Origin of the sequence: Streptomyces sp. SID12488, from assembly GCF_010548275.1 — a bacterium.
Lineage (GTDB): Bacteria > Actinomycetota > Actinomycetes > Streptomycetales > Streptomycetaceae > Streptomyces.
The window spans coordinates 93,992-107,116 of record NZ_JAAGLT010000002.1; the positions used below are offsets into that span (position 1 = coordinate 93,992).

Sequence of the window (13,125 nt, forward strand, 5' to 3'; positions counted from 1 at the left end):
AGCCCACGAGGACGACATCATGACGAACGCGACACGCGTCCCGCTGCTCATCGTCGGCGGCGGCATCGGCGGCATGGCAGCCGCCCTCGCCGCGGCCCGCGCAGGACAGCAGGTGCGGCTGCTGGAACGCGCCCCCGCGTTCTCCGAGATCGGCGCCGGCCTCCAGGTCGGGCCCAACGCCATCCGGGTCCTGGCCGGTCTCGGACTCTACCCGCAGATCGAGAAGGTCGCGGTCTTCCCTGAGCGCGGGGTGTTCATGGACGCCGTGACCGGGAGACACCTGACAGCCCTCGACCTGGGCTCCGGCTTCCGGGAGCGTTACGGAGCGCCGTACGTGGTGATGCACCGCAGCGACCTGCTCGACATCCTGCTCCAGGCGTGCCGCGACAGCGACCTGGTGACGCTGGAGAACGGCAAGGAGGTCACCGAGGTCAGCGACCCCGCCTCCGGAGCCGTCCGCGTCATCTGCGCCGACGGCAGCGCGTACGAGACAGAGTTCCTGATCGGCGCCGACGGCCTCAACTCCGCCGTCCGGCCGCTCGTCGTCCAGGACGAGCTGGTGTGCTCCGGCTACGCCGCCTACCGCGGCACCATCCCGGTGGGGGACGACGCCGAGCACATCGACGGAAGCAGCGTCGTGCTGTGGATCGGTCCCGGCCTGCACATGATCCAGTACCCCATCCGTCGCGGCGAGCTCCGCAACACCGTCGCCGTGTTCCGCAGCGACGCCTTCGCCCGTGGCGAGGACGACTGGGGCGGTCCGGACGAACTCGACGCACGGTTCGCCGGCACCTGCGACCAGGTGCGTCGCGGCGTCCAGCTCGTCGACCGCAGCCGGCACTGGAAGACGTACGACCGCGACCCCGCCGACCGCTTCACCGCCGGTCGGGTGGCGCTGCTCGGCGATGCCGCGCACCCCATGCTGCAGTACCTGGGTCAGGGTGCCTGTCAGGCCCTGGAGGACGCCGAAGCCCTGGGCCGTCTGCTCGGTCGTCACTGCGGCGACTACGGCAGGGTGCTGGCCGCCTACGAGCAGGAGCGCGTGCCCCGCGCCACCGGCGTCCAGCGCACCGCCCGCAGCTGGGGCGAGATCTGGCACACGGACGGGATCGGCAAAACCCTGCGCGACCACATCTTCACCGGCCGGGCTGTGGATGACTACACCCATACGGACTGGCTGTACCTGCCCAGTGCGGTCTGACACCGGGGGACGTCCTGCGCCACTCACCGCGGCCGCGGCCGAGGCCGCGGTGAGCCAAGCAGCCCTCCCCTTCGACGAGGTAGGAGAAGGCTCTGATCCCGAACCCACCGAAGCACCCGCCCGGGTCTCGCTCTCCGCGCGGTCCGCGCACACAACCAGGCCCCCTGTGCGGCGGGTGAGCAGAACGGTCTCCCGCACCTCTTCGGCGAGTTTCTGCATCAAGGCGGGGGCGATCTCCGGGACGCGTACTACCAGCTCACTCACTACATGGCGTCGTTCTGGCCGTACGACGCGGATTGCCGCCTGATCGGCGAACACATCTACGAGCAAACCGGCAGCACCCCGCCCGGCCCCGGTCCGGCATGAGTGAGCACGGACATCGCACCCGTGTGCCGTGACCGGGAGGATGATGGGCCGCAGATGAGCGAGGTGAGAGTCATGACGGGCGCCGGCGAATGGCTGCTGCGACTGCGACCGGACAGCGACGCGGACCACCCGGCGTCGGCCTCATCCCCCGCGACGGTCGCGGAGGCCGAAGCCGACCTGGGCCCCGGTCCCGTGGCCTGGGCGGTGGAGACGGCTGCCGGGGCCGCCGAGAAGTGCGCCCGGCAGTCTCCCGAAGTCGCCGATGGACCGGTGGGTCTGCGGACGACACGCCGATCGGTGGAGGCGTGCTGCATCGCGATCCTGCGGGGGCTGCTCCACGACACGCCGGCCGACCGCATCGACGCCCCACCCGAGGCAGTCGACGGCAATCGCGATCTGGTGCACCGGGGCGTGCCGCTGGACCGTATCCTGCGGGCCGTGTGGACCTCTCACGTCCACACCTACGGACGGCTGCTGTCCGCTCTGAGGCTCCTCGTCGAAGCGGAACGGTGGCCCGACGAGAGCGAGCGCGTCGCCCGGCTGTCCTTCGCCTACGTCGAAGAACTGACCGCGGCGTTCGCCACGCAGTACGCGGCGGAGCGGGAGCACTGGGCGGGCAGTCTCATGGCCGCCCGCCGCAAACTCGTGGACGACCTTCTCGCCGGCCTCCACGCCGACCCGGCGACAGTGGTGAACACCCTGGGTCTCGACCTCGGCCACCACCACATGGCCGCCGTTGTGTGGACGGACGCCGGGGGGGACGGGCAGAGCGCTTCCGTGCCGCTGCACCGGCTCGCCGCTGATCTCGTCGGCGTCTCGCAGGCCGTGCGCTCCCTCGTCCTGCCGACGGGAACGTCCGAACTGTGGGCATGGCTGAGCTGGCCACACCCACCGCCGACGGATCTCGTCTCCCTGGTCCGTAAAGAGACGAGGGCGAGGACAGCCCACTACCCTGGCGGGGTCTACGTCGCTCTGGGACCACCGGCCCGGGGCGACGAGGGGTTCCGAGGCAGCCACGTCGCCGCCCGGGAGACCCAGCGGGTGGCACAGGCCCTCGGCGCCCCGGGTACATACGCCTACGCCGACGTCGCCGAGCTGTCGCTGCTGACCGCCGACACCGAGCACGCCGAGCGCTACATGCGCGACGTCCTGGGGCCGCTGGCCGGCCCCGGCCCCAAGGCTGCCGAGATCCGCGAGACACTCCGTCGGTATCTGGCGCACGGCCGCAGCCGCACCCTCGCCGCCGAGGAACTGTTCGTGGCGCCCAACACCGTCGCCTACCGGGTCAAGCGTGCCGAAGAGCTGATGGGGCGGCCCCTGCCGCAGGACCATCTGCCGCTGCGGCTGGCGCTGGAGATCAGCCGGATCATCACTCCCTGATCGCAGACCGCACGGGCCTCGCCACGGCTGTCGCACCCCGTACCGCCGCTGACTGCGCTGTGGCGACAAAGCCGAGCCCCGATTCTGTCGTCCGGCACCGAGGACGGCCGGTGTGCGGCGCCGGAAGATGACCGGGCCGGGCACGAGGAAGTGCCCACCGGGTTACGGAGCGATGCATGAGCCGCAGACTCCCGGGGCCTGCCTCGTCACTCCAGAGCGCGGTGGCTGTGGGCCCGGCGCGTACCGGTCCTTCGCCCCGGTCGCGACGCAGCTGCCGTACCCGCAGCGGCGTGGCCTTCGAGCCTCTTCGCAGAGCCTGTTCCCCGTGAAAGGGACTTTATGAACACCCCGCCCGTCCCCGTCATCGCGACCACGCCGATGTCCGTCGCGCCGCAGGCCCAGCGCGTCGGTGCCGACCAGAACTGGCCGACGGACAACAAGTGGCTGCGTGGCCCGTTCGCCCCGTGGACGCAGGAGAGCCACAGCTACGACCTCCCGGTACAGGGCCGGATCCCGGACGATCTCGCCGGCGCCCTGTTCCGGGTCTCCTCCAACCCCCGTTTCCAGCCCCGCAACATGGACCGCTACCACTGGTGGGAGGGCGACGGCATGGTGGCCGCGCTCTACCTGCGGGAGGGCAAGGCAGCCTTCCGTACCGGCTGGGTGGCGACGGACTCGATGAAGTTCGAGGTCGAGCAGGGCGAGGCCGTCTACAGCGGCTTCGTCAACGGCGGCACGCCCGGGCGGCTGCCAAAGGGCGCCCCGCCCGCCAAGAACGTGGCCAACACCAACGTCGGCATCTTCGACGACCACCTGCTCGTCTACTTCGAGGGCGGTCTGCCGACGGCGATGCACCCGCAGACCCTGGAGACGTACGGCACCTACGACTTCCATGGCGGCATCGACATCCTGTGCACCGCCCACTACAAGACCGACCCGGCCACCGGCGACCTGCTCTTCTTCGCCGCCACCGGCCCCGTCATCACGTGGTACCGCGCCGATGTCCGGACCGGACAGGTCATCGACTCCCACACCATCGACATCGGCATCCCGGTCCTCATGCACGACTTCGCCGTGAGCGAGAACTACGCGATCTTCTTCGTCGCGCCCAACCTGCTCCGCCCCGACCTGGCCGCCCAGGGCCGGCCCGGCGTGGTCTGGGACGAGGCGGCGCTGCCGCACGGCACACAGATCGTGCTCATGGACCGCCGCACCCACGAAGTGAAGTGGTACGAGGCCGGTGGCATGTTCGCGCCCACGCACTTCTACAACGCCTACGAGACCGGTGGCGAGGTCGTCATCGACATGCACCGGATCTCCCGCATCGGCAGCCCCGCCGACAGTCTCACTCCGCTCAGCTCCCACGAGTGGTTTCCCCCGGGATATTCCTGGCAGTGGCGGATCGACACGGAGACCGGGAAGGTCACCGACGGCCGCGTCTCCGGTATCGCCGGCGAGTTCCCGAAGATCAACGACGGCTACGCCGGCCGGCAGCACCGGTACGGCTACTTCGTGACCACCCGTGACCTGGCCCCCGCCACCATGACCGACGGCCTGGCCCGCCACGACTACCTCAAGGACTCCACGGTCGTCGTCGAGGGACCGCACCCGCTCACCAGCCCCAGCGAGCCGGTGTTCGTCCCCCGGACCGACCCGCGCGGCGAGGACGACGGCTATCTGCTGGCCCTGTGGTGGAACCCCGAGACGGGTCTGAGCGAGCTGCTGATCCACGACGCGTCCGACCTCGTCGCCCAGCCCTTGGCCCGGGTCGGGCTGCCCGTACGCGTGCCGTTCGGCTTCCACGGCAGCTGGGCCGACCAGACCGTACTCGACAAGAGCGTGTCCGCCCTCCGCGACGCGCACTGACTGCCCGACCACCCATGAGCCGCACACGAACCCCGGAGACCACCTTGACCACGACGGTTGAACCGCCATCCGCCCACGCCCGTCCGCCATGGGACGGCAAGATCTTCGACGGCACCTGGGCTCAGGGCCACGGCGGGACCGTCGACGTGACCGCACCGGCCACCGGCAAGGTGCTCGCCACGGTCGGCGCCGCCTCCCCGGCCGATGTCGACCGGGCCGCCGAGCTCGCGGCGAAGGCCCAGCGGGACTGGGCCCGGCTGCCCTACGACCGGCGGGCGGAGGTGTTCCGCAAGGCGGGGGCTCTGCTGGAGGCCGACCCGGCCCGGCTGGTGCGCTGGCTCGTTCCCGAGGCCGGGTCCGGGATGGGCAAGGCCGCCTTCGAGACCGGTCTGGTGGTCTCCGAGCTCTTCCAGGCCGCCGCGCTCGCCGCGGAGCCCTACGGCGAGCTGCTGCGCAGCACCCGGCCGCGGATGTCGTTCGCCCGCCGGGTCCCCCTCGGGGTGGTCGGGGTCATCTCGCCCTTCAACTTCCCCGCCATCCTCTCCATGCGCTCGGTGGCGCCCGCGCTCGCCCTCGGCAACGCCGTCGTCCTCAAACCCGACCCGCGCACCCCGGTCTCGGGCGGACTGGCTCTCGCCGAACTACTGGCCGAGGCAGGCCTGCCGGAGGGAGTGCTGCACGTCCTGCCCGGCGGGGCCGATGTCGGTGAGGCGCTGGTGACCCACCCGGCCGTGCCGTGCATCTCCTTCACCGGCTCCACCGCCGCCGGCCGGGCGATCGGCGCGGCGGCCGGACCCCTGCTGAAGAAGGTGCACCTGGAACTCGGCGGGAACAACGCCCTCCTCGTCCTGCCCGGCGCCGACCTCGATGCGGCCGCGTCGGCCGGGGCATGGGGGTCGTTCCTGCACCAGGGCCAGATCTGTATGACCACGGGACGGCACCTGGTGCACGCCTCCGTCGCCGAGCAGTACGTGGCCAAGCTCGCGGAGAAGGCCGCGGCGATCACCGTCGGCGACCCGGCCGACCCGGACAACGCCCTGGGCCCGCTCATCGACGAACGCCAGCGTGACAGGGTCCACGGCATCGTCACCCGCAGTGTGTCCCAGGGCGCGCGCCTGGCCGCGGGCGGAACCTACGACGGGCTGTTCTACCGGCCCACCGTCCTCGCCGGCATTCCTCACGACGCACCCGCATTCACCGAGGAGATCTTCGGCCCCGTAGCCCCCGTGACCACTTACGAGACCGTCGAGGAGGCCATCGAGATCATCAACTCCTCCGAGTACGGCCTGTCGGTCGCCATCCTCACCCAGGATGTGTTCGGCGCTCTGGAACTCGCCGAGCGCATCGAGTCCGGCGCCGTCCACATCAACGACCAGACCGTCGACGACGAGGCCGTGGCCCCCTTCGGCGGCGCCAAGGCCTCCGCGGCCGGTGGCCGCTTCGGAGGCCGAGCCAACCTCGACACCTTCACCGAGGTGCAGTGGGTCACCGCGCAGGCCAAGATCGAGCGGTACCCGTTCTGAACACTGCCGCAGCCCATGGATACCCGGCCGCCGGGCAGTGCGTGGTGCCGGGTTGCCGGCGCGGCTGGCTCGGTCTCTTCCGCGTCCAGTACGGGGTTGAGTTCTGCTGTCTTAGCTTGAACTCAGGGAAGGGGGATGGCCGTCACCTTGAATTCGGCGGCCGGGTCGCCGACGTAGGAGAAGTTCTCGCCGAAGTTGGCGTCGACCACGCAGAGGCGGCAGACGAACGCCTTGGCCGCGCTCGGCAATGCGGCGCCCGGCTGGGTCGTGCCGAGGACCTGTCCGGCGGTCAGTGACCATGAGAGCTTGATCTCGGCCACGCCCTGGGGGTTGGCCACGTACAGGGTCCGCCCGATCAGCCGCAGACCGTCGGCGGCGTCCGTGGTGCCGTGGAGGGTGATCCGTCGGGCGTCGGCCACCCCGTCGGCGGTGTCGGCCGGCACGAGGTAGAAGGCGAGCTGATCGCCCAGATTCACCGTCAGTACCACCTGCGAAGGCTACGAGGCGTCCGACTGGCACGTGGCCGCTGACGAGCGGACCAAGGACATCCTGGACTTCTACACCCGCGCCCGGGCCGCCGCGGACGAAGCGATCGAGAGCCTCGACATCGACGCCCCCGGCACCGCATTCGCGTTCTTCGACGGCGCCACCGTTTCACTGCGCTGGGCACTGATTCACATGCTCGAGGAAGTCGCTCGGCACGCGGGTCACGCGGACATCCAGCGCGAATCCATCGACGGCTTCACCGGAGATCACAACTGGGGCTGACGCACAGAACATCATTGATCCTGCCGAAAACAGTTGGGGAGATTCATAGAGCAGGCGTGAGATCCAGCGGCCCCTTCTCCCGCCAGCTATCGCGAACAAGACCCGCCAACCCGCATGAACAGAAACCGTGCGAGCAGCGAAGCCACCCCGCTTCACTCGCCAACTAGCGAGAACGGTCACACTGGGGCATCCCGTACGACTCGGACGTCTCCGAGGCCGTAGCGTTGATCGTCGCCGAGCTGGCCGCGAACGCGGTGACCCACGGGCGGGTCCCGGGGCGGGACTTCGAGCTGCGGCTCACGCTCGTCACGGGCAGCGTGCGCGTCGAGGTCACCGACAGCCGCAGCGGCTCGCGCCCGCCCGGACCGAGGGACGTACGGCCCCCGTCGCTCCCGGCGGAGTCCGGGCACGGGCTGGTTCTCGTCGACGCGGTGGCGGACCGGTGGGAGGTGCTGGACCGGGAGCCACCGGGGAAGACGGTACGGGCCGAGGTGGACGTACCGGGGTGGTGGTCGCTGGTGAGGCGGCAGGGGCTGCGGCTCGGCCGGGTGTAGGGGCGGATCATCCTCACCGCCGACTGGCGGATGGTGGAGGACGCCGTCAAGCGCCACCCGTGCCGCCGCCTTGCTCACTCACGCACCTGATCCGGGGCGTCGAAGCCGTGGCCCAGGGCGCCGGCAAGAGTGTTCCCGGGCGGGCCGCGCTCGCTGTCTCAGCGCTGTTCGAGGCTGTCCAGCATCCGTTGGGGCAGTTTCTGCTCGATGCACAGGCGGCGGACGTCGTCGAGGGACAGATAACGCCCTTGGTGGCCGTCGCGGCCGATCACCCTCAGGAGTTGCGGGAACTCCCCGTTCATGAGTTTGCGGTCGATGCGTCGGCGGTGGCCCCGGGCGCGTTCGTAGTTCGCCTCCATGTAGCGGGTGATCTCGGCGAGGTCGAGGCCGCGCTCGGTGCCGCCATCGGGTCGTTGCTTGTCGCTGGCGAAGGTGTCCAGCCGGTCGAGTTCGCTGTCGTTGACCTGGGCCTTCACATCGAGGATGCGCGAGCCCGCCCCGTGTTTGTCCAGGGGGCCGTCCCGCAGCGCGTTCAGCTGTACGCCCTGCCGAGCGTTACGGACCAGTTGGGCGGGGCTGAGCCCGTTGGCGAGTAGTGCGATCAGCCGCACCGCCTTGTCCGGCAGGTCGGAGTCGCCTTCGCCTGCGGCGGCGACCCGCACGATCGTGCCGGCTGCCGTGGGCAGCGGCACCACACCATCGTCCAGGTAGTCGTGTGCGACCAGAGCACGCAGAAACGGGCACGGATTGCCCGTCGAGACCTCCGCCATCAGGGTCCTCGAATTCTGGGCCGCTGCGGCCCGGTTGTGCCGGCATGCCCCGACCCGGCGACCGTCGGAGCAGGACAGGCAGCGTGCACTCAGCCGTTTCGACGGTGCTGTGGGGGATTCGGAAGATCGCGGACAAGAATAACCGGAACCCTGTTCTGAGCGCTGACTGAGCCGAGCCGGGCTGAGTCGTTGTCCGGGGCCGCTGACCGCCGCCACGTCCCCTCCCGAACCGCCTCCCGGTCGCTTCCCCGTCGCCTTCAGGTTTCACTCAGCTTCGCCCCTCACCGTGGCCCCATGTCACAACACCGCCCCCGCACCCCCGAAACCGAGCTCAGTCGCCGCTGGTTCATGAACAAGGCGCTGCTCACCGGCGGAGTCGCCGCCCTGGCGACCATGACCGGCTGCTCCTCCGGGTCCTCCGACTCGGCGAGTACGTCATCGTCCTCGTCCTCCTCGTATGGTGGCCCCCCGAGCGGCATGCCCTCCGGTGGGCCCGGCGGAGGTGGCGGAGGGATGGGACCCGGGGCCAGTGAGGTCAAGTACGCCGACTTCACCGGGGTCACCACCGACGGGAAGATCGTCGACGGGCTCTACTCCGTCCACTCCACCGACGTCTCCACCGACTCCGTCGTCAAGGCCGCGCAGGCCTTCCTCGACGGGCTTTCCAGCACCCAGCGCAAGTCCTGCGTGTTCGACGTGGACGACGACGAGTGGCTGAAGTGGAGCAACGTCGACGGGTACGAACGTCAGGGCGTCCGGATGGGCGACATCACCGACAAGCAGCGCGACCTCGGGTACGCGCTCCTCGGCACCGCGCTGTCCGCCGACGGGCTCACCCAGACCCGCAACATCATGAAGCTCAACGCGTTCCTCGGCGACTACAGCGGCGGCGGCCGGGAGACCCTCACCGAGGGCGCCTACTTCTTCACCTTCATGGGGACGCCCTCGACCAGCAAGCCCTGGGGCTTCCAGTACGAGGGGCATCACGTCGCCATCAACTACTTCGTCCTCGGCGACCAGGTCGTCATGACCCCGACCTTCATGGGCTCCGAACCGACCTCGGCCACCTACAACGGCGAGAAGATCACCACCTTCAAGAAGGAGACCACCGCCGGGCTGACCGCGCTGCGCGCCCTGACCGACGCCCAGCGCAAGAAGGTCATCTCCTCGGAGACCAAGGCCGGTGACAACCTCAAGGCCGGCGCCGGTCAGGACAACCTCAAGCTCGCCTACCAGGGCCTGGCCGCCGCCGAGTTCAGCGACACCGCGCGGGACAAACTGCTCGACCTGGTGCGCGTCTACGTCGGCAACATGGCCGACGCGCACGCCGAGGTGCGGATGTCCGAGGTGGAGGAACACCTCGACGACACGTACTTCTACTGGATCGGCGAGACCAAGGATTCCTCCGCCTTTTACTACCGCGTGCACAGTCCCGTCGTACTCATCGAGTACGACGCCCAGTCGCCGCTCGGGTACGGCAACAAGTCATCGTCCTCAAGTGGAGGCGGAGGCGGTGGCGGCATGGGCGGGCCCGGGGGCACGCCCACGCAGCAGCACATCCACACCATCATCAGGACCCCCAACGGGGGCGACTACGGCGTCGACCTGCTCAAACTCCACCTGGAGCACGATCACTGACCCAGGACCCAGGACCCAGGACCCAGGACCCCGGGACTCCGGTCCCGGGGCGAGTGGTCAGCCCGCCTGGCCCATGCCCGCCGGGTTCGGCCAGCTCTGCGCGGCGGGCCAGCCCGTCGCCGGGGCCGGGGCCAGGCCCGGGCCGGTGGTGCCGCGGACCTGGGCGGCCGTGAGGCCGTTGCGGGCCGGGACGCCGGAGGGGGTGGGCTGCTGCGGCGGAACCATCTGCTGGGGCTGCGGCTGCTGGGGGATCGGCGGCTGCTGCATCTGCATCTGGGGCTGCTGCATCTGGGGCTGCGGGACCTGCTGCGGTTGCTGCTGCATGGGCATCTGCTGCATCTGCATGTTCGCGCCGCCGTAGCTCTGCGCCCCGCCGCCATAGCTCTGGCCCGCGCCGCCGTAACTCTGCGCGGTCATCGCCGCCGGCATCTGCATGGCGGCGGGCATCTGCATCGGCACGGGAGCCTGCATCGGTACCTGCATGGGTGTCGGCATGCCGGTACCGGCTGCCGCGGCTGCTGCGAGCCCCGGCATACCGGTACCGAGGGCCTGAGCGGCTAGGCCCGGCATACCGCCCCCGTTGGTGGCACTGACCAGCCGGTCCACCGCCGCCGTGCCCGAGCTGTAGTTGGCCGATGCGGCCAGCTCCGGTACGGCGGCTCCCTTCCTGGTCCCGTAGAGCACCTGTTCCAGGCCGGACACCAGGCGACGTACGTCCACCTGGGGGCGCACCACGAGACGCACGAAGCGACTGGACGAGCCGATCTTGTTGCCGCACTCACGGATCAGGATGCGATGCTCGGTGAGCATCCGGTCCCGGACCACGGTGCCCTCGGCGCCGACGGGAAGGCGCACGAAGAGGAAGTTGCCCTGCGACGGGTAGACCGTCAGACCGGGCAGCGAGGAGAGCTGGCTGGCCATGTCGAGGCGGTCACGGCGCACCTGGTGGAGGCTCTGCATGTACTCCTGGCCGTGCTCCTTGAGCATGAACACCACGTACTCGGCGAAGGCGTTGAGGTTCCACTTCGGGAGCATCGAGCGGACGCGGCCCGCGAGCGACGGGTTGGCGACCATGTAGCCGAAGCGGATGCCGTGCAGACCGAAGTTCTTGCCGAGGCTGCGCAGGACGATCACGTTGGGGCGGATCATCGCCTCCTGCACGACGCTCGGTTCGGCCTCCGCGTCGGCGAACTCCAGGAACGACTCGTCGATGATGATCAGGTCGAGGTCGGCCATCGCGTCCATGAACTGCACGAGCGCGTGCTTGTGCAGGAAGCCGCCGTCGGGGTTGTTGGGGTTGCAGATGACGGCGACGCGGGTGCCACGCGCGCGGATGAACTCCGCGTACTGGCCGAGGTCGAGGTTGAAGCCGCTGGACTCCTGGAGCGGGAACATGTCGACCCGCTTGCCGGTCTCCATGGGCTGGTCGGTCCAGCGGCCGAAGGTGGGGACGGGGACGGCGAGGGATTCGCGGACCAGCAAGTGGTCGATCCACGTGATCAGTTCGGTCGATCCGTTGCCCATCGCCACGGCCTGCGGCGGCAGTTGGAGCAGATTGCACAGCTCGGCGGTGATCGTGTCGGCGCTGCTCGGGTAGAACGTGATGATGTCACGCAGTCGCGCCGACATGGTGTCCATCATGGCCGGGGTGGGGAAGTAGGGGTTGCACGGGATGCAGAAGTCGACCGGGCCGGTCCCGTCGCTCTCTCGCGCGAGCGCAGCCATCGAGGGGCTGTGCGCCGCCGTGCTGCGAAAGAGCGAGGTGACGTTGTCGGCCATGGAACCTCCGTATGTGGCGGACCCGTTGGGGAGGACGGGTCCTCCGGCTCAGGGTGGCCCGTGCGGGGGAGTACGGGCCGTCCCTGAATACGGATGGCTGTGGGGTGCTGTTCAACCGCTGTGGTTTCGACAGAAAATTGTGAAGTTCCTGTGAAGCCGGTCACTGTCCCTTGAGGACGGTCACTGTCCCTCTGTCGTGAACGAGTGGATCGTCGTCGTGCGGTAGGTCCGACCCGGGTGCAGCACCGTGGACGGGAAGTCCGGCCGGTTCGGGGAGTCCGGGTGGTGCTGGGTCTCCAGGCACAGCGCGTCGCCCTGGCGGTGGACAGCACCACCGGTGCCGACGAGGGTGCCGTCGAGGAAGTTGCCCGAGTAGAACTGGAGGCCGGGCTCGGTGGTCGCGATCCGCAGCATGCGGCCCGACTCCGGTTCCCTGAGGGTGGCGACGTGCTCGGGCTCGGCCGTGACGCCCTTGTCGAGCACCCAGTTGTGGTCGAACCCCTTGGCGTACAGCAGCTGTTGGTCGGCGACCCGGAGGTCGGCGCCGACCGTCTTGGGCGTACGGAAGTCGAAGGGGGTGCCCGCGACCTCGGCCGGCTCACCGGCGGGGATGAGGCCGGAGTCGACGGGGGTGTAGCGGGCGGCGGCGATCTCCAGCTCGTGGCCGTTGATCGAGCCGCCGCTCTCGCCGGCCAGGTTCCAGTAGACGTGACTGGTGAGGTTGACGACGGTGATCTTGTCGGTGGTCGCCTCGTAGTCGACGCGCCAGTCGCCGTGCTCGGTGAGGGTGTAGGTGACCTTCGTCCGCAGCGTGCCGGGGAAGCCCATCTCGCCGTCGGCGCTGGTGTGTTGGAGGACCAGGCCCACGTCCGAACCCCGCGTGAACGGCTCGACCGCCCAGACGGCCTTGTCGAAGCCCGCGCTGCCGCCGTGCAGGCTGTTCTCCCCGTCGTTGACCGACAGTTGGTACGACGTGCCGTCCAGCGTGAACCGGCCCTTGCCGATGCGGTTGCCGTACCGGCCGACCAGGGCGCCGAAGTAGGGGCTGGAGGCGACGTAGTCCTCGATGGTGTCGAAGCCCAGCGAGACGTTCCGGTAGGTGCCGAGCCGGTCCGGGATCTCCAGGGACTGCACGATCCCGCCGTACGACAGGACCTTCAGACGGGTGCCGCCGTTCTCCAGCGACCAGCGGTGGATCTCCGTACCGTCGGCGAGTTTGCCGAAGAGTTCCTTCACGGGGTTCCTGCCTCCCATAGCTCTGCCTCCCATGACGACGTACA

Annotated in this window: 9 protein-coding genes and 2 pseudogenes; 7 read left to right on the forward strand and 4 right to left on the reverse strand. The window is 69.7% G+C overall.

Annotation, left to right across the window (positions count from 1 at the left end; genetic code table 11):
- The first annotated feature begins 19 nt into the window (after positions 1 to 19).
- From G3I56_RS04610 to G3I56_RS04625, 4 genes are all read left to right on the forward strand, one after another.
- The gene (locus G3I56_RS04610; protein ID WP_164407358.1) at positions 20 to 1,201 is read left to right on the forward strand and encodes an FAD-dependent monooxygenase; all 1,182 of its coding nucleotides are present in this window, start codon (positions 20 to 22) and stop codon (positions 1,199 to 1,201) included.
- Positions 1,202 to 1,621: 420 nt separating this feature from the next.
- Complete coding sequence (locus tag G3I56_RS04615; RefSeq protein WP_164407360.1) at positions 1,622 to 2,947, forward strand: helix-turn-helix domain-containing protein; 1,326 nt, start codon at positions 1,622 to 1,624, stop codon at positions 2,945 to 2,947.
- A gap of 339 nt (positions 2,948 to 3,286) precedes the next feature.
- Positions 3,287 to 4,813: a carotenoid oxygenase family protein gene (locus tag G3I56_RS04620; protein WP_239134706.1), complete on the forward strand. Its 1,527-nt coding sequence runs from the start codon at positions 3,287 to 3,289 to the stop codon at positions 4,811 to 4,813.
- A 101-nt stretch (positions 4,814 to 4,914) separates the two neighbouring features.
- The gene (locus tag G3I56_RS04625; RefSeq protein WP_343239876.1) at positions 4,915 to 6,336 is read left to right on the forward strand and encodes an aldehyde dehydrogenase family protein; all 1,422 of its coding nucleotides are present in this window, start codon (positions 4,915 to 4,917) and stop codon (positions 6,334 to 6,336) included.
- A 122-nt stretch (positions 6,337 to 6,458) separates the two neighbouring features.
- Here G3I56_RS04625 and G3I56_RS04630 read toward each other — a convergent pair whose 3' ends face one another.
- The gene (locus G3I56_RS04630; protein ID WP_164407364.1) at positions 6,459 to 6,824 is read right to left on the reverse strand and encodes a hypothetical protein; all 366 of its coding nucleotides are present in this window, start codon (positions 6,822 to 6,824) and stop codon (positions 6,459 to 6,461) included.
- 4 nt (positions 6,825 to 6,828) lie between these two features.
- On the opposite strand from G3I56_RS04630, the pseudogene G3I56_RS04635 reads away from it, so the two are divergent.
- Positions 6,829 to 7,104, forward strand: a pseudogene (locus G3I56_RS04635) (DUF664 domain-containing protein); the annotation flags it as partial.
- A gap of 182 nt (positions 7,105 to 7,286) precedes the next feature.
- A pseudogene (locus G3I56_RS04640) lies at positions 7,287 to 7,658 on the forward strand (ATP-binding protein); the annotation flags it as partial.
- Between the two features lie 158 nt (positions 7,659 to 7,816).
- On the opposite strand, the gene G3I56_RS04645 reads toward G3I56_RS04640, so the two are convergent.
- Positions 7,817 to 8,428 carry a hypothetical protein gene (locus G3I56_RS04645; RefSeq protein WP_164407366.1) on the reverse strand — a complete coding sequence of 204 codons (612 nt, stop codon included), beginning with the start codon at positions 8,426 to 8,428 and terminating at the stop codon, positions 7,817 to 7,819.
- Between the two features lie 294 nt (positions 8,429 to 8,722).
- Between G3I56_RS04645 and G3I56_RS04650 the strand changes: the two genes are divergently transcribed.
- The gene (locus G3I56_RS04650; RefSeq protein WP_239134708.1) at positions 8,723 to 10,066 is read left to right on the forward strand and encodes a DUF3500 domain-containing protein; all 1,344 of its coding nucleotides are present in this window, start codon (positions 8,723 to 8,725) and stop codon (positions 10,064 to 10,066) included.
- A gap of 57 nt (positions 10,067 to 10,123) precedes the next feature.
- Here the strand turns inward: G3I56_RS04650 and G3I56_RS04655 are convergent, their stop codons facing one another.
- Positions 10,124 to 11,845, reverse strand: a complete 1,722-nt coding sequence (locus tag G3I56_RS04655; protein WP_164407368.1) for a histidinol-phosphate transaminase — start codon at positions 11,843 to 11,845, stop codon at positions 10,124 to 10,126.
- 180 nt (positions 11,846 to 12,025) lie between these two features.
- Entirely contained in the window at positions 12,026 to 13,114 is a 1,089-nt protein-coding gene (locus tag G3I56_RS04660) for an aldose epimerase family protein (RefSeq protein WP_239134709.1), read from the reverse strand.
- Between the last annotated feature and the right edge of the window lie 11 nt (positions 13,115 to 13,125).